Source organism: Occultella glacieicola, assembly GCF_004353825.1.
In the GTDB taxonomy this organism is placed as follows: Bacteria; Actinomycetota; Actinomycetes; order Actinomycetales; family Beutenbergiaceae; genus Occultella; species Occultella glacieicola.
Window position 1 is genome coordinate 1 of sequence record NZ_SMNA01000005.1, and the last position, 20,432, is coordinate 20,432.

23 protein-coding genes are annotated in these 20,432 nt (G+C 72.2%); 15 read left to right on the plus strand and 8 right to left on the minus strand.

Annotated features, from left to right (window positions below; translation table 11 throughout):
• From EXU48_RS10325 to EXU48_RS10345, 5 genes are all read left to right on the plus strand, one after another.
• A partial coding sequence (locus EXU48_RS10325) for a hypothetical protein (protein WP_207947691.1) occupies nucleotides 1–480 on the plus strand: 480 nt, incomplete at its 5' end.
• A 69-nt stretch (nucleotides 481–549) separates the two neighbouring features.
• Nucleotides 550–1,065 carry a hypothetical protein gene (locus EXU48_RS10330; protein WP_133107593.1) on the plus strand — a complete coding sequence of 172 codons (516 nt, stop codon included), beginning with the start codon at nucleotides 550–552 and terminating at the stop codon, nucleotides 1,063–1,065.
• A 34-nt stretch (nucleotides 1,066–1,099) separates the two neighbouring features.
• Nucleotides 1,100–1,579, plus strand: a complete 480-nt coding sequence (locus tag EXU48_RS10335) for a DUF421 domain-containing protein (RefSeq protein WP_133107594.1) — start codon at nucleotides 1,100–1,102, stop codon at nucleotides 1,577–1,579.
• Between the two features lie 107 nt (nucleotides 1,580–1,686).
• Nucleotides 1,687–3,282, plus strand: coding sequence for an acyl-CoA carboxylase subunit beta (locus EXU48_RS10340; protein WP_133107595.1), 1,596 nt, complete (start codon nucleotides 1,687–1,689; stop codon nucleotides 3,280–3,282).
• Nucleotides 3,279–3,536: an acyl-CoA carboxylase subunit epsilon gene (locus EXU48_RS10345; protein ID WP_235856958.1), complete on the plus strand. Its 258-nt coding sequence runs from the start codon at nucleotides 3,279–3,281 to the stop codon at nucleotides 3,534–3,536. The genes EXU48_RS10340 and EXU48_RS10345 overlap by 4 nt, the downstream gene beginning before the upstream one ends.
• Before the next feature lie 71 nt (nucleotides 3,537–3,607).
• On the opposite strand, the gene EXU48_RS10350 is transcribed toward EXU48_RS10345, so the two are convergent.
• Genes EXU48_RS10350 through EXU48_RS10370 form a run of 5 tightly spaced genes read right to left on the minus strand, consistent with a single transcriptional unit; the run spans nucleotide 3,608 to nucleotide 6,375 of the window.
• Entirely contained in the window at nucleotides 3,608–4,444 is an 837-nt protein-coding gene (locus tag EXU48_RS10350) for a hypothetical protein (RefSeq protein WP_133107596.1), read from the minus strand.
• Nucleotides 4,441–4,836, minus strand: coding sequence for a hypothetical protein (locus tag EXU48_RS10355; RefSeq protein ID WP_133107597.1), 396 nt, complete (start codon nucleotides 4,834–4,836; stop codon nucleotides 4,441–4,443). The genes EXU48_RS10350 and EXU48_RS10355 overlap by 4 nt, the downstream gene beginning before the upstream one ends.
• Nucleotides 4,836–5,696, minus strand: coding sequence for a WXG100 family type VII secretion target (locus tag EXU48_RS10360; RefSeq protein WP_133107598.1), 861 nt, complete (start codon nucleotides 5,694–5,696; stop codon nucleotides 4,836–4,838). The genes EXU48_RS10355 and EXU48_RS10360 overlap by 1 nt, the downstream gene beginning before the upstream one ends.
• Nucleotides 5,693–6,010, minus strand: coding sequence for a type VII secretion target (locus tag EXU48_RS10365; protein WP_133107599.1), 318 nt, complete (start codon nucleotides 6,008–6,010; stop codon nucleotides 5,693–5,695). Before EXU48_RS10365 ends, EXU48_RS10360 begins: the two co-directional genes overlap by 4 nt.
• Nucleotides 6,011–6,012: 2 nt before the next feature.
• Nucleotides 6,013–6,375, minus strand: a complete 363-nt coding sequence (locus EXU48_RS10370; RefSeq protein WP_133107600.1) for a hypothetical protein — start codon at nucleotides 6,373–6,375, stop codon at nucleotides 6,013–6,015.
• Between the two features lie 160 nt (nucleotides 6,376–6,535).
• Here EXU48_RS10370 and EXU48_RS10375 point away from each other — a divergent pair, with 160 nt between their 5' ends.
• Together EXU48_RS10375 and EXU48_RS10380 are read left to right on the plus strand one after the other, a co-directional pair.
• Nucleotides 6,536–8,218, plus strand: a complete 1,683-nt coding sequence (locus tag EXU48_RS10375; protein ID WP_133107601.1) for a DUF885 domain-containing protein — start codon at nucleotides 6,536–6,538, stop codon at nucleotides 8,216–8,218.
• Nucleotides 8,215–9,018 (plus strand): hypothetical protein, encoded by an 804-nt coding sequence (locus EXU48_RS10380; protein ID WP_133107602.1) that lies wholly within the window; start codon nucleotides 8,215–8,217, stop codon nucleotides 9,016–9,018. The genes EXU48_RS10375 and EXU48_RS10380 overlap by 4 nt, the downstream gene beginning before the upstream one ends.
• A gap of 92 nt (nucleotides 9,019–9,110) precedes the next feature.
• Here the strand turns inward: EXU48_RS10380 and EXU48_RS10385 are convergent, their stop codons facing one another.
• Complete coding sequence (locus EXU48_RS10385) at nucleotides 9,111–9,626, minus strand: hypothetical protein (RefSeq protein WP_133107603.1); 516 nt, start codon at nucleotides 9,624–9,626, stop codon at nucleotides 9,111–9,113.
• An 83-nt stretch (nucleotides 9,627–9,709) separates the two neighbouring features.
• A complete protein-coding gene (locus EXU48_RS10390) occupies nucleotides 9,710–10,690 on the minus strand; it encodes an NAD-dependent epimerase/dehydratase family protein (RefSeq protein ID WP_133107604.1) in 981 nt (326 codons plus the stop codon).
• 201 nt (nucleotides 10,691–10,891) lie between these two features.
• Between EXU48_RS10390 and EXU48_RS10395 the strand changes: the two genes are divergently transcribed.
• From EXU48_RS10395 to EXU48_RS10430, 8 genes are all read left to right on the plus strand, one after another.
• A complete protein-coding gene (locus tag EXU48_RS10395) occupies nucleotides 10,892–11,584 on the plus strand; it encodes a TetR/AcrR family transcriptional regulator (protein ID WP_165962761.1) in 693 nt (230 codons plus the stop codon).
• Between the two features lie 49 nt (nucleotides 11,585–11,633).
• Complete coding sequence (locus EXU48_RS10400) at nucleotides 11,634–12,275, plus strand: Maf family protein (protein WP_133107606.1); 642 nt, start codon at nucleotides 11,634–11,636, stop codon at nucleotides 12,273–12,275.
• A 270-nt stretch (nucleotides 12,276–12,545) separates the two neighbouring features.
• Complete coding sequence (locus EXU48_RS10405) at nucleotides 12,546–14,387, plus strand: acetyl/propionyl/methylcrotonyl-CoA carboxylase subunit alpha (protein WP_235856959.1); 1,842 nt, start codon at nucleotides 12,546–12,548, stop codon at nucleotides 14,385–14,387.
• Between the two features lie 63 nt (nucleotides 14,388–14,450).
• Nucleotides 14,451–15,455: an NUDIX domain-containing protein gene (locus EXU48_RS10410; protein WP_133107607.1), complete on the plus strand. Its 1,005-nt coding sequence runs from the start codon at nucleotides 14,451–14,453 to the stop codon at nucleotides 15,453–15,455.
• 44 nt (nucleotides 15,456–15,499) lie between these two features.
• Complete coding sequence (dapD, locus tag EXU48_RS10415) at nucleotides 15,500–16,474, plus strand: 2,3,4,5-tetrahydropyridine-2,6-dicarboxylate N-succinyltransferase (RefSeq protein WP_133107608.1); 975 nt, start codon at nucleotides 15,500–15,502, stop codon at nucleotides 16,472–16,474.
• Nucleotides 16,475–16,482: 8 nt separating this feature from the next.
• Nucleotides 16,483–17,385 (plus strand): hypothetical protein, encoded by a 903-nt coding sequence (locus EXU48_RS10420; RefSeq protein ID WP_133107609.1) that lies wholly within the window; start codon nucleotides 16,483–16,485, stop codon nucleotides 17,383–17,385.
• Nucleotides 17,386–17,448: 63 nt separating this feature from the next.
• Entirely contained in the window at nucleotides 17,449–18,243 is a 795-nt protein-coding gene (locus EXU48_RS10425; protein ID WP_133107610.1) for a hypothetical protein, read from the plus strand.
• Between the two features lie 50 nt (nucleotides 18,244–18,293).
• A complete protein-coding gene (locus tag EXU48_RS10430; RefSeq protein WP_133107611.1) occupies nucleotides 18,294–19,085 on the plus strand; it encodes a hypothetical protein in 792 nt (263 codons plus the stop codon).
• Nucleotides 19,086–19,133: 48 nt separating this feature from the next.
• Here EXU48_RS10430 and EXU48_RS10435 read toward each other — a convergent pair whose 3' ends face one another.
• Nucleotides 19,134–20,432, minus strand: coding sequence for a citrate synthase (locus EXU48_RS10435; RefSeq protein ID WP_133107612.1), 1,299 nt, complete (start codon nucleotides 20,430–20,432; stop codon nucleotides 19,134–19,136).

Here is a 20,432-nt window from a genome sequence, read left to right on the forward strand (position 1 = left end):
GTGGGACGGTTCGCTCAGGTGCTCGCGGAGGCAGGGCTCCGGCTGGCGGTCGTCGACGAGACGGGACGGGAGGTCGAGCCGGTCCCGACCCAGGAGGTCAGGGACAACGGCGGCCGCCGTTTCCCGGCCCACCTGGACGTGGTGCCGCCGGACCACGTGCCCTCACACCGGATGTCCCGGCCACGATATGACCGGATGCCGGCCGCCGCCTGGTACCACCACCGATCGATGCGGGACTGCTTCCGCGCAGTCCGCACCGGGGACCTCGACCACCCCACGGTGGCCGAGCTGGCCCGGCGCCGCTGGCTCCTCATCAATCACCGGAGGGCGGCACACACGATCCGGATCGCAGAGCGCAGGCTTCGCATCGCGGCCACCGGGGCCTGGACGGCCGGGACGTCCGCCGCGATCCTCGAGTACCGGCACGGCCTCGCGCTTCGCTCGGCGAACTCCCTGCGGGCCCGACCGGCCGTGCTCTGACCGAGCGGCTGAGGCAGCCATGGACCGACCGGACGCGCGCGGTCGGCGCGGTAGTGCTAAACCCGATCCATGAGCGAACGCTCAACCCTCGAGGATGTCCGCCCGCTGGGCGACGGCCCGCGATCGGTGTTGGCCCGCCGGATCGGGACGGTTGCCCTGGCGCTGGTGCTGCTGGCCGCACTCGGCGGGTTCCTCGGCAACCGGGTGACGACCGAGTCGGCGCCGGCGCAGGGCTACACGCTCACGGTGACCGCCGCGACGACCGCGCGGCCTGGGCAGGACGTGCCGTGGCAGGTGCGGGTGACCAACCCGGAGGGCTTCGGTCCCGAGATCACCATCGCCGTGACGGCCGCCTACCTCGAGATCTACGAGACCCAGGGCTTTCACCCCGAACCCAGCGAGACCACGCGCGACGGTGAGTGGCTCTACCTGACCTTCGATGCGCCGTCGGGCAGCACGTTCGTGCTGGACTACGACGCCTACATCCAGCCGAACGCGAACCTCGGCCGCAGCGGTGCGGTGGCGCTCGTGGTGGACGACGCCCGGATCGCCGAGGTGCCGATCCGCACCGTCCTGTTCCCCTGACCCCCTCCCGACGCAGCAGAAGGAGCCCTTCGAAGTGGACATCGTGATCCGGGCCGCCGTCATCTTCGTCTTCCTGTGGTTCATCACCCGGGTGGTGGGCCGCTCGACCCTCGGCGAACTGAGCTCGTTCCAGCTGATCGTGTTCATCACGATGGGCGACCTCGTGCAACAGGCCGTCACCCAGCAGGACTACTCGGTGACCGCCGCGGTGCTCGCCGTGGGCACGTTCGCGATCCTGACCATCGCGATCTCCTGGGTGAACGCCCGGTGGCGCAAGGCGGCGCGGGTCACGCACGGCGTGCCGGTAGTGGTGTTCGCCGACGGCGAGCCGGCCATGCCGCAAATGCGCCGCGAACGGCTCAGCCTCGACGACTTCATGGCGGCCGCACGTGGTCAGGGCATCACCTCGTTCGCCGAGATCCGGCTGGCGGTCCTCGAATCCAACGGCCAGCTCTCGTTCTTCACGAACGAGGGCGCCACGCAGGGCGCCCCCGAGGAACCGGAGCCTGGCTGACCCCTTGGCGCTCACCCCCGCTTGTAGGAAACCCACAACCGATCCGGCATCCGACACGTCGGCTCCCCGAACCGCGTTGGCGAACAGTGACAACTACAGTGCCTGATGTGACTTCTTCCGACGCCCCCGAGCTGACCACCACCGCCGGCAAGATCGCCGACCTCGACGCCCGGCACGAGCAGGGTCCGCAGGCACTGGCGGCCCTCGCGTCGCAGAAGCAGGCCGCCCGGGGCAAGCGCTCGGCGCGGGAGCGGATCGAGAGCCTGTTGGACGAGGGCAGCTTCGTCGAACTCGACGCGTTCGCGACCCACCGCTCCAGCAACTTCGGACTCGACAAGAAGAAGATCCCCGGCGACGGCGTCGTGGTCGGGTACGGCACCATCGACGGCCGGCAGGTGTGCCTCTACTCCCAGGACTTCTCCGTGTTCGGCGGTTCCCTCGGCGAGGTGCACGGCCAGAAGATCACGAAGGTGATGGACCTCGCCCTGCGCACCGGGGTGCCGCTGATCGGGATCTCGGACGGCGGCGGCGCCCGGATCCAGGAGGGTGTCGCGGCGCTGACCCAGTTCGCCGAGATCTTCCGCCGCAACGTGGCCGCGTCCGGGGTGATCCCACAGATCTCGCTGATCCTCGGCCCGAGCGCCGGTGGTGCGGTCTACTCCCCCGCGCTCACCGACTTCATCGTGATGGCGGACCAGACCTCGAACATGTTCATCACCGGGCCGGACGTGATCCGCGCGGTCACCGGCGAGGACGTCGGGTTCGAGGAGCTCGGCGGCGCACACACCCACAACGAGCGCTCCGGGGTGGCCCACTACCTCGCCGCGGACGAGGACGACGCCTACGACTACGTGAAGGCGCTTCTGCACTACCTGCCCACGAACAACCTCACCGACCCGGAGACCTACCCGGTCGAGGCCGACCTCGAGGTCGGCGACGCCGACATCGAGTTGGACACGCTGATCCCGGACTCCGACAACCAGCCCTACGACATGCGCACCGTCGTCGAGCACGTCCTCGACGACGAGGAGTTCCTCGAGGTCCAGGCCCTGTACGCGCGCAACGTGATCGTCGGCTTCGGGCACGTCGAGGGCCACCCCGTCGGGATCGTCGCGAACCAGCCGCAGACCATGGCCGGCACGCTGGACATCAACGCCGCCGAGAAGGCGGCCCGGTTCGTGCGCACCTGCGACGCATTCAACATCCCGGTGCTCACGTTCGTGGACGTGCCCGGTTTCCTGCCCGGGACCGACCAGGAGTGGAACGGCATCATCCGTCGCGGCGCCAAGCTCATCTTCGCCTACGCCGAGGCCACCGTGCCGCTGATCACGGTGATCACGCGCAAGGCCTACGGCGGTGCGTACATCGTGATGGGCTCCAAGCAACTGGGCGCGGACATCAACCTGGCCTGGCCGACGGCGCAGATCGCCGTCATGGGCGCCAGTGGTGCGGTGAACATCCTCCAGCGCGGGGCCCTCAAGAAGGTGGCCGACGACGGCGGGGACGTCGAGGCCGAGCGGGCCCGGCTGGTCGCCGAGTACGAGGAGGCGATCGTGAACCCGTGGGACGCCGCCCAGCGCGGCTATGTCGACGCGGTCATCGCACCGTCCGAGACCCGAACCCAGATCGTGCGCGGGCTGCGGGCGCTGCGGACGAAACGGGCGTCGCTGCCCGCCAAGAAGCACGGGAACATCCCGCTGTGAGCACGACCAACGGGAACGGCTCCTACGCGGCCGTCGGCGAGGTGCCCGACGACGTGGTGAGGGTCATGCGCGGCGAGCCCGACGATGTCGAGTTGGCCGCCCTGGTGGCCGGGATCCTGGCCGCCCGCGCCGGCACCCCGGACGACATCGACGACGGCACGCAGACCTCCGCATGGCGCGATCCCGGTCACCGGCTCGGCCTGCCCGCCCGCCCCGGCCGGGCCGCATGGCGGTGGAGCGCGCACGGGTCCTGACGCACCCGGGCAGCCCGAGCACCCTGCCCGAGCGCCCTGCCCGACGGCGCCACTCGCCGCCCCGGGCCGGTTCAGGCCCCGAACGCCGCGAGCACGTCCCGCGCGAGACCGATCCGCCGCACCCGGTCCTGGGCGCCGGTGCCGTCCGGCGCGGAGATCACGACCCGGGCACCGTCGGAGGCCACCGTGAGCGGCGCATCCAGGTGACCGACGAGCGCCCCGAGCAGGCGCGCGACCACGGGTGCCACGAGCGGGAGGTCGGCAGCCGGGGCCATCAGGGTCACCTTCGCGGGCAGCCCCGACCCCGGCTGCAGGGTCATCGCGCGGGCGTCCACGATGCCCGGGAACGGCTCCCAGCGGTCGAACCCGCGATCGGCGTCTACCCCGGCCGCGAACACCGGCAACGGCGCTCGGGCGGCCAGCGCCACGAGCTCACGGCGGGCCTCGCCGTAGGCGTTCACCCGATGCAGCGGTTCCTCGCTGCGCCAGGACTCGACGCGCGCGTCCCGACCCTCGACGTGGCCGGCCATCGCCCGTCGTGGCCCGACGAGCCGATGCCGGCGCGGCAGGGCGAGCGGCACGAGCGCCGGATCGACCGTCTCCTGAGGCACCAGGTGCCAACCGTTCGCCTCCGCCCAGACCGCCCATTCGCCGTCGTACGCCTGCTCGTCGGCGAGCGCCCGGGACTCGGCGAGGCGGGTGTACAAAGTGGCCCCGGCACCGAACGCGACCAGGAGCAGCACCACGACGAGGACGGTGGTCCAGGGCTGCCCGAGCCGCGAGAGTGCGCCCGTGGCCGCCAGCAGGAACAGGACCAGCAGCGGCGCCAGGATGGCGCCGACCACGACCGGCAGGCCGCGTCGGCGCCGGTCGTGCTGCGGGCGACCCGACGGCGTCGACCCGCTCATTCGGGAGGTGCGTCGAAGATCCGCGCCGGCAGCCCGTTCCGGTAGGTGCCCTGCAACTGCTCCCGGAGTTCGGGCGAGTCGCCGAGCTCGTCCGCGGCGATCTCCTCGACCTGCGCCGCCAGCCGGCGCAGCGCGTCGTCGTGCGCTCGCATCAGGCTCAGGTTCAGCGCCAGCGGCGAGGACCGGGTGGCGGCCTCGGTGAACTCGACGTCCTGGATCAGCCCGGTCGAGTCGATCACGACCTTGACGTCCCGCTGCGGCGACCACGACTCGATCCGGACCCCACCGAGCCGGTCGTTGGCGCTGCGCATGGCGCCGGCCCGGTCGGTGGCCAGGGCGGTCAGCGCCCGGAGCTGTCGCACCGACTCCTCGTAACCCGCTTGCCAGGACATCAGTCCGTCGCCTCCTGTACGCCGCCGTAGCCGGCATTACCCAGTCCCGCGATGCCCGGGATGATGTCGCCGAGCTGTGGACCACCGGAGTTCAGGACCGTCTCCAGCTTCTTCAGCGACGGCACCAGTTCGGTCAGGGTCCCGTCGAGGCTCTGGACCAGGGTGGCGAACTTCTCGATCGCCGCCGTGACCTTCTCGATCCAGTCCGCTGCCCTGGTGCTCCACTTCGCGATCGTGGTCGCAGCCTGCGCCCCGATCCAGGCCAGGCCGATCCCGACCGTGGCGAGGCACTCGACCACCCACGAGATGAGCTTGCCGACCAGATCCGCGATCAGGTCACGGACGATCGCACGGACCGCTGCGACGATGCCGCTCGCGACCGCGAACCCGACACTGAGCCCGGTCGCGACGCCCGCCATCGACGAGATCGTGCCGCTGGTGATGTTCGCAACCTGGCGGTAGGTGTCCGCCGTGGCGCCGATCCATGGCTCGAGCGCGGCCTGGACGGCGGCATCGAAGTCGGCGGCGACGGTGGTCAGGTGGCTGGAGATGTTCGACCAGGTGTCCGAGATCGCTGTGACCTCGGCCGGGTCGCCGGCCAGGATGTCCAGGAACTCCGGCAGCGGCGGCATGTGGTCCAGCAGGAACCCGGCGACGCTCGAGGCGAGGGTCGCGATCGGGTCGACCACCGCGGCGGCGAGGTCCGTGACGGACCCCGCGAGCCCGAACAGGGCCCCCGCCCAGTTCCCGTTCTGCACGGACTCGACGGTGCTGTCGATCGGCCCGACGATCTTCAGGCTCTGGTACCACTCGCCCAGTTCGGGCCGGTCGACCGTGACCGGTGCTACCAGCTCGCTCACAGCGACTCGATGAACTTCGTGAGCCGGCCCGCCGTGTACTGATCGACGGTGTCGTAGTTGTTCGCGATGGCGGTGAGGGTGGTACCGAGCCCTCCCACCACGCCCTGCGACCCGGCGATCCCGGCCTGCCCGATGGCCTGCACCGCGTTCGCCGGCGGCGTCAGGAAACTGCACAGGATCCCGAAGGCGTGGGCCGACATCTGCGTCGCGGTCCCGGCCGCCGACCGAGCCTCCCCGATCCGTGCCGCGATCCCGGCGACGTCGTTCGCGTGCGCCCGCACCGCGTCCGTGTCGACCTCGAGGTCGAATCCCATGCTCAGAGCCTCCCGTTGATGATGTCGTCCAGGGCGTCGATCGTGGAGGTGTCCGACAACATGCTCGGGTCGGGTCGTCGCGGCGTCGCGCCACCGGTGAGGTCGCGCCGCGCGGCGGCGAGTGCGGCCAGCAGGCCCTCGCGCAGTTCCTCCGGAGTGAGGTCGATGATCTGCGGTCCGAACTGGGCGTCGACGAGCAGTCCCTGCCGGTCCACGGTCGCCTGGACGATGCCGTCGTCCGACTCCCCGATGCCGCGGTCCGGCAGATCCTCACCGGTGAGCGCCGTGGCCTTCGCCTGCGCGGCTTCGAGCTGGGCCCGGATCCGGGCGCGGACCGCTTCGAGCATCTGGGATTGTGACTCCACCGTACGAGGATGCATGACCGCACGGGCGGCCTCCAAACACGGCCCATGGGGAGAAGTCCCCCCGACCGGGCCGGCACCACCGTGAGGCTCAGCGTGACGCGGTCGACGCCGGCGACGCGGCCCCGGCCTCCCCGTGCGAGTCCGGGTAGCGTGGGGCCTCATGACCGATGCCCCCAGCCCCCGCACCCCCACGCCGACCGACGCGATCGCGGATGCCTTCGTCGACATCCTCGCCGAGCTCAGCCCGATCGCCGCGACCGGGATGGGCATCACCGGCCATGATCACCGGCTCGACGACTTCTCCCCGGCCGGCGAGCAGGCCCATGCCGCCGCTGCCCGGAAGGTGCTCGCGGATCTGGCGGACGTCGAGCCCGTCGACGATGTGGACCGGATCACGCAGGCCGCGATGCGGGAGCGCCAGGGGCTGCTCCTCGAACTCTCGGAGGCGGACGAGAACCTCGCCGACCTCAACGTGATCGCCTCGCCGGTGCAGGGCATCCGCGAGGTGTTCGACCTCATGCCCACCGACACGGCCGCGGACTGGGAGACCATCGCGGAGCGGATGCACGCCGTCCCGGCTGCCGTGGACGGCTACATCTCCTCGCTCCGGCTGGCCGCGTCGCGGGGCTTGGTGGCCGCCGTCCGGCAGGTCACCGAGTGCGTGAAGGAGGCGGACGACCTCGCCGGGGACGCCTCGTTCTGGACCACCTTCGCGACGGGTGCGCGGCCGGACGACGAGGCGCCGCCGTCCGCCCTCGCCGGCCACCTCGCCGACGGTGCCGCCCAGGCACGAGCGGCGTACGGCACGCTCGCCTCCGCCCTGCGGGACCTGGCCGGACAGGCCCCGGCGGACGACGCCGTGGGGCGGGAGCGCTATGCGCGGTTCTCGCGCCGCTTCCTCGGCGCCGCGATCGACCTCGACGAGACCTACGAGTGGGGCCTGGAGGAGCTCGCCCGGATCGTCGCCGAGCAGGAGCAGGTGGCCGCCCGGATCGGCGGGCCGGGCACGGCCGTGCGGGACGCGATGGCCACCCTGAGCGCCGACCCCGCCCGCAAGCTCCACGGCACGGAAGCGCTGCGCGAATGGATGCAGACCACGTCCGACGCCGCACTCGCCGCGCTGGCGGACACCCAGTTCGACATCCCCGAACCGGTCCGGCGGCTGGAGTGCCGCATCGCTCCGACCCAGTCGGGTGGCATCTACTACACCGGCCCCAGCGAGGACTTCTCCCGGCCCGGACGGATGTGGTGGTCGGTCCCGGAGGGCGTGACCGAGTTCGACACCTGGGTCGAGAAGACCACCGTCTACCACGAGGGCGTGCCGGGTCACCACCTCCAGGTCGGCCAGACCGTGTACCGCTCCGCCCTGCTGAACCGCTGGCGTCGGATGGCCTGCTGGGTCAGCGGTCACGGCGAGGGCTGGGCCCTCTACGCCGAGCGGCTGATGGCCGACCTCGGCTTCCTCGACGACCCGGGCGACCGGCTGGGCATGCTGGACGGACAGCGGCTGCGCGCAGCCCGCGTGGTGATCGACCTCGGCGTGCACCTCGGCAAGCCCTGCCCGGACGAGTGGGGCGGCGGCATCTGGGACGCCGAGAAGGCCTGGCCGTTCCTCCAGGCCAACGCGAACATGGCCGAGGGGTTCCTGCGGTTCGAGCTGAACCGGTACCTTGGCTGGCCCGGACAGGCGCCCGCGTACAAGGTCGGACAGCGGCTCTGGGAACAGATCCGGGACGAGACCGCGGAGCGCGAGGGCGCGGACTTCGACCTCAAGGCGTTCCACCGGCGCGCCCTGGACGTCGGCTCCGTCGGCCTGGACACCCTGCGCGAGGCGTTGGTGTGACCCGTTCCGACCACGGGTCGGACCTCACGCCCGACGGCGGTGTGACCCCGGCCGGGCCGGAACCGGTCGTGATCGCGGTGTACTACCCGACGGCGGAGGGTTTCGACGTGCCGCCGACGGCTGCGGACCTGCAGGACACAGGTCCCGGTCCCTCACTGGCGGCCAGACTGCGGGCGGGCCTGGCACTCGGCGTGTCCGGGGGCCTCGCCACCGGTGGCCTGATCGGCGGGCTGAACCCCGTCTTCAGCGACGGTCCGGCGGGACTCCTGCTGCTGATCGGGGCGGTCGGCGTCGTGGGTCTGACGATCGCCTTCCTGCTCAGGTCGCGTGGCGTCCTGGTCCGCCCCGGTTCACTGGCGCTGACGACCCTCGCCGTCACCCTGCTCGCGTTCGGTGCGATCCTGCTGCTCCTGCGGGACAACACCGGTTGGCTCGTGGTGGTCCTGGGTGGCCTCGCCGCCGTCGTGGCCCTGCGGTACCGCAACGCCGAGCGCACCGTGGCCACACAGCGGGCGGCCTGGCTGGCGGGCTGGCCCCGCCTGGTGCAGGACCCGCGGTACATGATCGGCAGGGTCAGCGACCTGACCCTGAAGCACCCGAACGATCAGCACTTCTCGATCTCCGGATCGGTCACCTACCCGGACGCCGGCGGCGTCGAGCACGTCGTCGCGATCCCTGGCGGTGTGGTGCCCCGCGCCGGTGGTGTCCAGCCGCCGGCCCTGTACGCGCCGGTGGTGGTGTGGCACAGCCCCGACAACTCGGTGGTGCTGCTGCGGTTCTCGGCCGCGCTCGCTCCGTAGCCGCTGGGTCGGGGCACGGCGACAGGGGCACTCCCGGACGGCGTGGGCATCGGCCGGGCGAGGTCGTCGCTGGTGCGGTGACCTCGGCTGCGTCAGCCTCGTTCGCAGAGCGGTCCGGCCCCGTCGAACTCGGCGCTGTCGGTGCAGGTGCGGTACTCCCAGGTCCGGGACCCGAGCAGGTCCTGGGTCGCGTCGGTGTAGATCTCGATGCCGTCGATACCGGCTCCCACGCGGTAGTAGGTGATGATCGGGTCTCCCTCGACGGTCGGCCGCTGGACCGCAGTCTCGGCACCCGGACCGTCCGCGCCACCGGCCGTGTTGAGGCAGGTCACAACGTCGGCGGGCCACTCCGGCTCCCCCTGCTGGAAGACCACGTCACCGCAGTCGGGCAGGGGCTCGCGATCGCGGAACTGCGCCGGCGCAGCGGCCGAGGTCCTGGAGGTCTCGATCAAGGACTCGCCGGGAGCGGACGAGGAGTAGGGCGAGTCGAGCGGGGCCGGAGCCGACGTCTCGGTGCTGCAGCCGGCCAGAGCAAGTCCCAGGACGAGAGCGCCACCGCCGAGCCGGTGCACAAGTTCGGCCACACCCCGGACCGCGGGTTCGACCACGACGCCCACCTCCGCTCAGCCTGCCCCGAACCGCTGGGACGGCGGCAACGGGCTTCCTCCGACGAGCCCGCGCCGACGAGCCGTCACGGTGACTGTGTCGCACCGACGGCCGTCCTTGCACGACCACCCGTGATCCGCGCCCGCGCGGCCGCGACGATCGCAGCCACCGTCTCCTCCCACGCAGTGAACGTCACACCGAAGACTTCGGTGGTCTCCTCATGCGTGGCGACGAAGGGAGCATCGAACTGGTAGAGCATCTCGATGATCTCCCCGAGTTGCGGCTGCGCCAGCCCGAGCAGCCGCAGGACCGGCCTCGGGATCCGTGACACTCTGGCCCTCGGCAGACCGCCCGCCGCCGCGACGTCCTCGGCGACCTGACGGATCGACCGGGCCGGGGCGCTCGGCACGTGCCAGGCCCTGCCCCAGGCCCGCTCGTCCTCGGCGAGGGTGAGGATGGTGCGGGCGATGTCGTCGACGGCAGTCCAGGTGTGCGCGGCATCCGGATCTCCGACGACAGCGGCACGCCTGCCCCGGAGCACCGGGTCCACCAGACGCGGGCCCGCGTGGGCGCCGTCGGTGGAGACCACCTGTGCGCCGACGTAGTCGGAGCCACGCAGTTCCAGCGTCCGGATCCGTCCCGCCCGATGCGCGGCGACCAGGTCGGCCCAGATCCGGGCCCGGATCGCGCCCTTGCGGGTGGGCGGGTCGATCGGGGTCCGGGCGCTCATCGGGCTCGACCCCGCCGGGTACACGTAGAAGTTGCCGACGAGCGCGAGCACGGCTCCGCTCGACTCGGCCGCGCCCATCACCTCCCGGTGGATCGGCGGCCAGCCCGCCTGCCACTGCCGATAGGGCAGGTTGACGGCGTTGACGATCACCGAGGCGCCGGCCGCCACCTCGCCGAGACCGCCGGCCGCCACGTCCAGCGCGACCCGGTCGATCCCGGGCCGGTGCGGCCCGCTCCCCGACCGGGTCACCACCGTGACCCGGTCACCGCGCGCGGCGTACCTGCTCGCCGTGGTCGCGCCGATGGGTCCGGCTCCGAGGACAACGATCCGTGCCATGATTCCTCCATGTTGTGAACAGTGTTCTCTATTGCGAACAGTGTTCACCCGAGTAGAGTGATCCGTCAAGAACACTGTTCACACTTTTCGACCGAAGGCACCGCACGCCCCATGCAGCCCGCCCCGTCCGACCCGCCGGATCCGCCCACACGGCCCACACAGCCCGCATCCCGGACCCCGCGTGAGCGTGCCCGCGCCGCGATGATCGACGACGTTCTCACCGTGGCCCGGCGCCAGCTCGGCGAGGTCGGCGCCGCCGGGCTCTCGCTTCGGTCGGTCACGCGCGAGGTCGGCATCTCCCCGTCGGCCGTGTACCGCTACTTCTCGAGCCGGGACCACATCCTCACGGGGCTGATCCTGGAGGGCTACACGCGTCTCGGCACGGCCGTCACCGCAGCCGACGACGCGCTCCCGCCGGACCGCGTCACCACCCGGTGGCACCAGGTCTGGCACAGCACCCGAGACTGGGCCGTGGCCAACCCTCACGAGTACGCCCTGCTCTACGGCACCCCGGTGATCGGGTACGACGCGCCCCCGGAGACGGTCGAGCCGGCCACCCGTGTGGTGGTCCGTCTCACGGAGATCTTCTTCCACGCGGCCCGTCGGGACCTGCTCACCGACCGCGTGGACCTCAGCGACCCGGCGCCGACCCCGGGCCTGCGCGAGGACGCCGAGAGTCTCTTGCGCACGATCGACGCCCTGGGCGTGCCCGTGCCGGCCGGTCTCGACCCGGCCGACCCGGTGCGGGTGGTGAATGCCTGGAGCGAACTGTTCGGCGCCATCTCGTTCGAGCTGTTCGGGCACTACGTCCGCAGCATCACCCGGCACGCCGAGCACCTCGACACGCTCGCGGCGGCCACCGCCCGACAGCTCGGTCTGCCCGAGCGGGACTGACGAGAACACGGTCGACGGCGGCCGCGCGCCGGGCGGATACGCTCGCCGGATGCGCACGCTGCTTCTTGCCTCCGCCTCGCCGGCCCGAGCCGCCACCCTGCGCGCCGCCGGGCTGGAGCCCCTGATCCGGGTCGCCGACCTCGACGAGGACGCGGTCCTGCGCGAGCACGCCCGATCCCGACCGTCGGACCGCCCCGCCTCCACCGTGGCGGAGGCGGTCCTGATGCTGGCCCGAGCGAAGGCCGAGCACATCGCGCAGGCGCCGGGCGCAGCCACTTCCGCCGACCGGCCGGACGTCATCCTTGGCTGCGACTCGCTGCTCGAACTCGACGGACGCGCTCTGGGCAAGCCCGGCACGGTCGAGCGCGCGACCGGCCGCTGGCGGCTGATGCGCGGCCGGACCGGGGTGCTCCACACGGGCCACTGGCTGATCGGTGCCGACGGGCGCAGCGTCGGGAGGGTCTCGAGCACCACGGTCCACTTCGCCGACCTCACCGACGCCGAGATCGAGGCGTACGTACGTACCGGCGAGCCCCTCGCCGTCGCCGGGGCGTTCACGATCGACGGTCTCGGCGGAGCCTTCATCACCGGCATCGAGGGCGACCACCACGGCGTGGTCGGGATCAGCCTGCCGCTGCTGCGCACGATGCTCGGCGAACTGGGTCTGAACTGGACGGACTTCTGGTCGTAGTCGGTCAATGAGACGCACCCGACCCGATTTTGTACCTGTTGCACTACGACATCCGCGAGCCGCGCCTCAACCTACGGCACCGTTTGTAGACACCCCACAAGTCAGCCGGAAGTGCGTTGCGCCGAAGAACAGACTTCCGCCTGCCCGGGAGTCGCGATTGGGCACATCGCCGCGGCAGGGCTAGCGTGAACCGACGCCGACGTGCCCAAGGGCGCCGACCGGCTTGACCAGAGGCGCGGCGACGGCGCGCCGACCGATCGAGGAGAGTGCATGTCGACGAGCGCGGCGACCACCACCCAGAATCACCCGCTGCGCAAGGTGCTCATCGCCAACCGCGGCGAGATCGCGGTCCGCGTGGCCCGTGCGTGCCGGGACGCCGGTATCGCCTCGGTCGGCGTCTACGCCGACTCCGACCGCGACGCCCAGCACGTCCTGCTCACCGACGAGGCCTTCGCCCTGCACGGCGTGCGGGCCGCCGAGACCTACCTCGACTCCGCCAAGCTCCTCGACGTGGCCCGCCGAGCCGGCGCGGACGCGATCCATCCCGGGTACGGGTTCCTCTCCGAGAACCCCGACTTCGCCCGCGCCGTGATCGCCGCGGGCCTGACCTGGATCGGCCCGCCACCGGCCGCGATCGACGCCCTGGGGGACAAGGTCAGCGCCCGGCACATCGCCCAGCGCGCCGGGGCGCCGCTGGTGGCCGGCACACCCGACCCGGTCTCGGACGCGAGCGAGGTGCACGCCTTCGCCGCCGAGCACGGGCTCCCGGTCGCGATCAAGGCCGCCTTCGGTGGCGGCGGGCGCGGCCTGAAGGTCGCCCGCACGGTCGAGGAGATCGACGAACAGTTCGAGTCCGCGGTCCGGGAGGCCACCGCGGCGTTCGGACGCGGCGAGTGCTTCGTCGAACGCTTCCTGGACCGGCCCCGGCACGTGGAGACCCAGTGCCTCGCCGACGACCACGGCACCGTCGTGGTGGTCTCGACCCGCGACTGCACCCTGCAGCGCCGGCACCAGAAACTGGTCGAGGAGGCCCCGGCGCCGTTCCTCACCCCGGAACAGGACGCCGAGCTGCGGCAGGCCTCCATCAGCATCCTGCGCGAGGCGGGCTACCGCGGCGCCGGCACCTGCGAGTTCCTCATCGGCACCGACGGCACCATCTCGTTCCTCGAGGTGAACACCCGGCTGCAGGTCGAGCACTGCGTCACGGAGGAGGTCGCCGGGATCGACCTCGTCCGTGAGCAGTTCCGGATCGCGGCCGGTGAGCCGCTCGGCTACACCGAGGTGAGCACCCGGGGCCACTCGTTCGAGTTCCGCATCAACGGGGAGGACCCGTTCGGCAACTTCCTGCCCTCCCCCGGCACCATCAACTCGCTGCGCTGGCCGAGCGGCCCGGGCGTGCGGGTCGACTCCGGCGTGGTCGGCGGGGACGTCATCTCCGGGGCCTTCGACTCCATGCTCGCGAAGGTCATCGTCACCGGTGCGACCCGGACCGAGGCCCTGCAGCGGGCGCGCCGGGCGGTCGCCGAGACCGAGGTCACCGGTATCCCCACGGTGCTGCCGTTCTTCCGGGCGGTGCTCGCGGACGCCGACTTCACCGCGGCCACGGTCGACGACTTCCGCGTCCACACCACCTGGATCGAGAGCGAGTTCGCCGAGCGCCTCGCCCCGCCGCACGACGGCGGCCGTGCTGCACCCGCCCCGGCCCCCACCACCGCGGCGCCGGCCGAGTCGGCCACCGAGCGGGTGGTCGTCGAGGTGGGCGGGAAGCGGCTCGAGGTGGTCCTCCCGGCCGGCCTGAGCCTCGGCGCGACAGGACGTGCCCGTACCCCGAAGCGCCCGCCCCGCCGGGCCACGAACCGTTCCGTCGGCGCCGGCGGTGGTGGGAACGCGCTGGCGAGCCCGATGCAGGGCACGATCGTGAAGGTCGCCGTGGCCGACGGCGAGATCATCAACGAGGGTGACCTCGTGGTGGTCCTCGAAGCCATGAAGATGGAGCAGCCGCTGGTCGCGCACCGGTCCGGTCGGGTCCACGGGCTCAGCGCCGCGGTCGGCCAGACCGTCGGGTCGGGCACCGTGATCTGCCAGATCGACACGCTGGAGGACGGCGACTGACCGCAAGGTGCCCGAGCCCTGAGACGACCCGGCGGCCTTCGGCGCTCGCCCTAGGCTGATCGGGTGACCCACGCGCTGAACCCCGACGGCCGACGCGCCCACGGACCCGCCGACGCCTGGGTCCAGTGCGGTTGCGGCCAGCGCCACTGGGGCACGGCCGGTGCAGCCGGGCTGCTGCTCGCCGACGGCGGCCCCACGGACGTTGCGCCCACCCGCGTCGTTCTGCAGTTCCGCGCGGCCTGGTCCCACCACGGTGGCACCTGGGGCGTTCCTGGTGGCGCCCTGGACCCCGACGAGGACTCCCTGACCGGTGCCCTGCGCGAGGCCGAGGAGGAGGCCGGGATCCCCCCGGCCGCCGTCGCCCCGCTGGCGACCTCGGTGCTGCGCCACCCGGACTGGTCCTACACGACCGTGCTCGGCAGGACCGTCCGCCACGTGGATCCGGCCCCGACCGACGCCGAGAGCGCCGAGGTCGCCTGGGTCGACGTGGACGAGGTCGTGAACCGCCCCCTGCTGCCGGCCTTCGCGGAGGCCTGGCCGAGTCTGGCCACCCTGCTGCGGGTGCGCCCGGTGCTGGTCGTGGACGCGGCCAACGTGGTCGGTTCCCGCCCGGACGGCTGGTGGCGGGACCGGGCCGGCGCGGCGTCCCGGCTGGCCGGCGAACTGGCCGCCCTCGCCGCGCGCGGGGTGCCCGCCGGCCTGCTCGGGCTGCCCGCGGACCACTGGTGGCCCGAGGTCGTGATGGTGGTGGAGGGCGCGGCCCGCGGGATCACGATCGGGCCCGATGACCACGCCGTCTCGGGTGCCGGTCAGCCCGGCCCGGTGCTGCCGCGGGTGCGCATCGTGGACGCGGCCGGCTCCGGTGACGACGAGATCGTGCGGCAGGTCGTCGCGGCCCGGGCCCCGGCCACCCCGGCCCGGGCCCCAACGGCCCCGACCTCGGCAGTCGCTGGACCGGCCGTCACGGTCGCCACGTCCGACCGTGGCCTTCGCGAGCGGGTGAGCGCGGCCGGGGGCCGGTGGGTCGGCGTCTCCGCGCTGCGGGCGCACCTCGATTCCGCTCACTGAGAGACCCGCATCCCCGAGTGGCCCGCCCGCGTAGGCTGACCCTCATGAGCGCACGCACCGCCTGGGGAATCGGACTGGCCACTCTGACCGGCAGCGGCCAGGTGCTCGACGTCTGGTACCCCGCGCCCGGCCTCGGCCAGACACCCGCGCAGAGCGCGGGCCCCTACGGCGTGCCGGCCAACCTTGCGGCCCTCGCCGTGACCGACCCCGACCGCGGCACCCGCCAGGTGATCCGCCACGTGACCACCGATCTGGACGTTCCGCCGTCGGACACCGCCGACGCCTACCTGCGCCTGCACCTGCTCTCCCACCGGCTCGTGGAGCCGAACACGATCAACCTCGACGGCATCTTCGGGGTGCTGCCGAATGTCGTCTGGACCTCGGCCGGCCCCTGCGCGGTCGACGATTTCGAGCAGACCCGGCTCCGCTTGCGGGCCGCTGGGAAGGGACGCCACATCCAGGTCTTCGGCGTGGACAAGTTTCCCCGGATGACCGACTACGTGCTGCCCGCCGGCGTGCGGATCGCGGACGCGGACCGGGTCCGGCTGGGCGCCCACCTGGCCGAGGGCACCACCGTGATGCACGAGGGCTTCGTGAACTTCAATGCGGGCACCCTCGGCGCCTCCATGGTCGAGGGCCGCATCTCCCAGGGCGTCGTCGTCGGCGAGGGCACGGACATCGGCGGCGGTGCCTCCATCATGGGCACCCTGTCCGGCGGGGGGTCGGTGCGGGTTTCGATCGGCGCTCGGTGCCTGCTCGGTGCGAACGCCGGCCTCGGGATCTCCCTCGGCGACGACTGCATCATCGAGGCGGGCCTGTACGTCACCGCGGGCACGAAGGTGACGCTGGTCGGTGACGATGCCGCCGCCGGTGAGACCGGCCGACGGGTGGTCAGCGCCCGGGCGCTCTCCGGCACCTCGAACCTGCTGTTCCGGCGCAACTCCACGACCGGCGCGGTGGAGGCCTTCGAGCGCTCGGGCTCGGGGATCTCGCTCAACGCGGCGCTGCACGCCCAGTAGGTCCGGCGGTGGCCCAACGTCGTCGGCGACGCCCCTGGCGGATCGCGCTCGTGCTGCTGGTCACCCTCGGGCTCACCATCGCGGCCGTGAACGTGGTGCAGAGCCTCGTACGGCTGCCGAGCCCACCGCTGGTGCAGCGGTGCCTCGCCACGGACGGTTCGACGTCGGTCGCGCTGGACCCGGAGCAGGCCGCCTACGCGGCCCTGATCTCGGCGATCGCCACCGAACGTGGCCTGCCGGCCCGCGCTGTCACGATCGGGCTGGCCACCGCCATGCAGGAGTCCCGGCTCGCGAACCTCGACTACGGCGACCGGGACTCCCTCGGCCTGTTCCAGCAGCGCCCCTCGCAGGGCTGGGGCACCGTCGAACAGGTCACTGACCCCGTCCACGCCACGAACGCGTTCTACGACGCCCTGGTCCGGGTGCCGGACTACGAGCGCCTGGAGGTCACGGTCGCCGCACAGGAGGTGCAGCGCTCGGGCTTCCCGGACGCGTACGCCCAGCACGAGCAGCTCGCGCGGCTGTTCGCGTCCGCGCTGACCGGGCACTCACCGGCCTCCGTGGTGTGCCGCCTCGCTGAGCCGGACCCGGCCACGACCGCGGCCCTGCCCGCGATGTTGTCCACCCGGCTGGCCCGGGACCTGCCGAGCGTGTCGATGGTCGCCGCGGAGGCCGACCAGCTGCTCGGCGTCGAGGCTCTGGTGCCCGACGGCGGAGCGGACTCCCGGGACCGGCTCGCCTGGGCGGTGGCCCAGTGGGCGGTCGCGACCGCCCACGAGACGGGCGTCAGCGAGGTGGTTGTGGCCGGGCAGCGCTGGGTCCGGTCGGAGGGCGCACGGGCCGCGTGGGCGCCGCTGCCCGAGGGCGCCGTGGGCGCCGACGACCCGGCCGGCACCGTCCGGGTGCGCTGAGCCCACGCCCGCCGGGGCCGACCTGGGACCGGTAGCCCCGGGCCGGCCGCCACCATCGGGGCCATGAACCCCATGCTGAAGAAGGTCCTCGTCCTGACCGGCGCGACGGTGGTACTCGTGCTCGGCGCCGTCGTCGCGATGACCGTGTGGGGCGATCAACTCGTGGACACCCTGCCCTCCTCCGCGCGCCGTGCCCGTCGCTACCTCTGGCTCGTGATCCCGGTGCTGGTGGCACTGGTCGGGACCCTGCTGCGCGGGCCGATCACGCGCTGGATCCTGAAGGACGGCAGCGACACGCGCGACTCGGGCATCGCCGTCGGTCGGGTCGTCTCGGTCAGCCGCACCGGGATGAGTGTCAACGACGTCCCGCAGCGGCGCTTCGAGCTGGACGTCGAGACCCCGGAAGGCACCCGGTTCCGGTCCCGGGCCACGCAACTGGTCCCCGAGCACGAGCTCGGCCGGTACCGGCCGGGCACCCTGGTCCCGGTCCGCCACCGACCCGGTCGCACGAAGTCCGTCTCGCTGGTGACCGACTCCCCCGCCGCGGCGAGGGCCGCGCTCGCCGATCACCTGGTCGCCAGGGGCCTGACCACCCCGGAGCAGCTCGACGTCTCCAGCCGTGGGGTCCGCACCCACGCGGTGCTGACCGCGGCCACACCCACCGGTCAGGTCCGCGACGCCCACACCCAGCTGCGGCTCGCCCTGGTGGTGACCCGGCCGGACGGATCCCAGTACCCCGCGAGCCAGGAGCTGTACGTGCCCCGGAACGCGCTGCCGCACCTGCGGGTCGGCGCCCGTGTCGCCGCGTTCGTGCTGCCGGAGGACGAGCGGCGGGTCTCCGTCGGCCTGGCCGTCTGACCGCCCACCCGTCCGTCCGAACGTTCGTCCGTCCGACAAGGAGCACCCCCATGCGGATCCTGCGTGTGATCGCGATCCTGGCCATCGTCCTGGCCGTCGGCTGGTACGCCGCCGTCGCCCTGAACGCCGGCGGCGGCGTCGACGCCTGGCTGAACGAGTCCATCGGCGTGGTCATCACGGTGGTCGTCATCGCCGGGACGGTCCTGTCCCTGACCGGTCACGGTGGCGTGGGCGCCCAGCTCGGCACGGCTCGGGGCCGGGCCTCCCGGGACTTCTCCGACGCACCCGTGGCGATCGGCACCCTCGTGGACGCCGAGCACACGGGCTGGACGGTCAACGACATGCCGCAGCTGGACCTGGTGCTGGACGTCGAGACACCGCAGGGCCAGCGGTTCCGTGCCGCGACCACCACCCTGTTCGCCCATCACGAGCTGGGCCGGCTCACCGTCGGTGCCCATTGTCCGGTCCGGTACCGGCCGCAGGACCTGAGCCGGGTGGAGTTCGCAGTCGACGCCGACCCCGAGGAGATCCAGGCGGCCTTCAACGCCGTCATGGTCCGCCACGGTCTGACGGACCCGGCCGCACTCGAGGTGGCCGCGCGTGGCGCGGTGACGACCGGCGTGGTCACCGGGCTGCATCCCACCGGACAGGTCCGCGAGGACCACTCCGAGGTCGAGGTGCAGCTACTCGTCACCCGCCCGGACGGGAGCCGGTACCCGGCCACGAAGACGTCGTTCGTGCCGCCGACGGCGATCGAGGCCGTCCAGGTCGGGCGGATCGTCGAGCTGCGGGTGCTGCCGTGGGACGAGCAGCGGATCGCGCTGGCCCTCCCGGTGAACTGAGAGAACCCCGGCACTGGCGTGCCGGGGTTCTCCCATCGGAGCGGGGCGTCAGCGCTCGTCGATGCCGACGTAGTCGCGCGATGGGCTGCCGGTGTAGACCTGCCGGGGGCGGCCGATCTTGGTGGTCGGGTCCTCCATCATCTCGCGCCACTGGGCGATCCAGCCCGGGGCACGGCCCACCGCGAACAGCGGGGTGAACATGTTGGTGGGGAAGCCCATCGCCTTGTAGATCAGCCCGGTGTAGAAGTCCACGTTGGGGTAGAGCTTGCGCTGGATGAAGTACTCGTCCGAGAGGGCGATCTCCTCCAACCGCTTGGCGATGTCGAGGAGTTCGTCGCTCTTGCCGAGCCGGGCGAGCACCTTGTCCGCGACCTTCTTCACGATGGCGGCGCGCGGGTCGTAGTTCTTGTACACCCGGTGGCCGAAGCCCATCAGGCGAACGCCCTTCTCCTTGTTCTTGACCCGGTCCATGAACGTGTCCACGTCGTCGCTGCTGGACTGGATCTCACCGAGCATCGCGAGCACGGCCTCGTTCGCCCCGCCGTGCAGCGGGCCGGAGAGCGCACCGATGCCGGCGGAGACACTGGCGTACAGGTTCGCGTGGGCCGAACCGACGATCCGCACCGTCGAGGTGGAGCAGTTCTGCTCGTGGTCGGCGTGCAGGATCAGCAGCAGGTTCAGGGCCTGCACGAGGGCGTCGTCGGTCTCGTACGGCTCACCGTTGGTGGAGAAGCTCATCCGCAGGAAGTCGGGCACGTACCCGAGCGCCGGGTCCGGGCCGATCATCTCCTGGCCGCGGGACTGCCGGAAGGCGTAGGCCGCGATGGTCGGCAGCTTCGCGAGCAGCAGCACCGTGGCGAGTTCCACGGCGTGCTCGTCGAACGGGTCGACGCTCTCCGGGTAGTAGCCGGGCAGCGCCGACACCGCGGAGGACAGCACGGCCATCGGATGCGCGTCGGTCGGGAACGCGCCGATCAGGTTCTTGAAGTTGTCGTGCAGGTGGGTGTGCCGCTCGACCCGCTCCGTGAACGCGCTCAGCTCCTGCGCGCCGGGCAGGTCGCCGTGGATCAGCAGGTAGGCCACCTCGAGGAAGGAGGACTGGGCGGCGAGCTGCTCGATCGGGTACCCGCGGTAGCGCAGGATGCCCTCGTCGCCGTCGATGTAGGTGATCTTCGACTCGCAGCTCGCGGTGTTCATGAAGCCGGAGTCCAGGGTCACCAGACCCGTCTCCTTCAGCAGGTTCGAGATGACGACGCCGTCGTTCCCCTCGACCGCCGGCACCCGCGCGAACTCGAGTTCATGGTCATCGACCCGGAACGTCGCGGGGCTCAGTGTGGCGTCGGACAT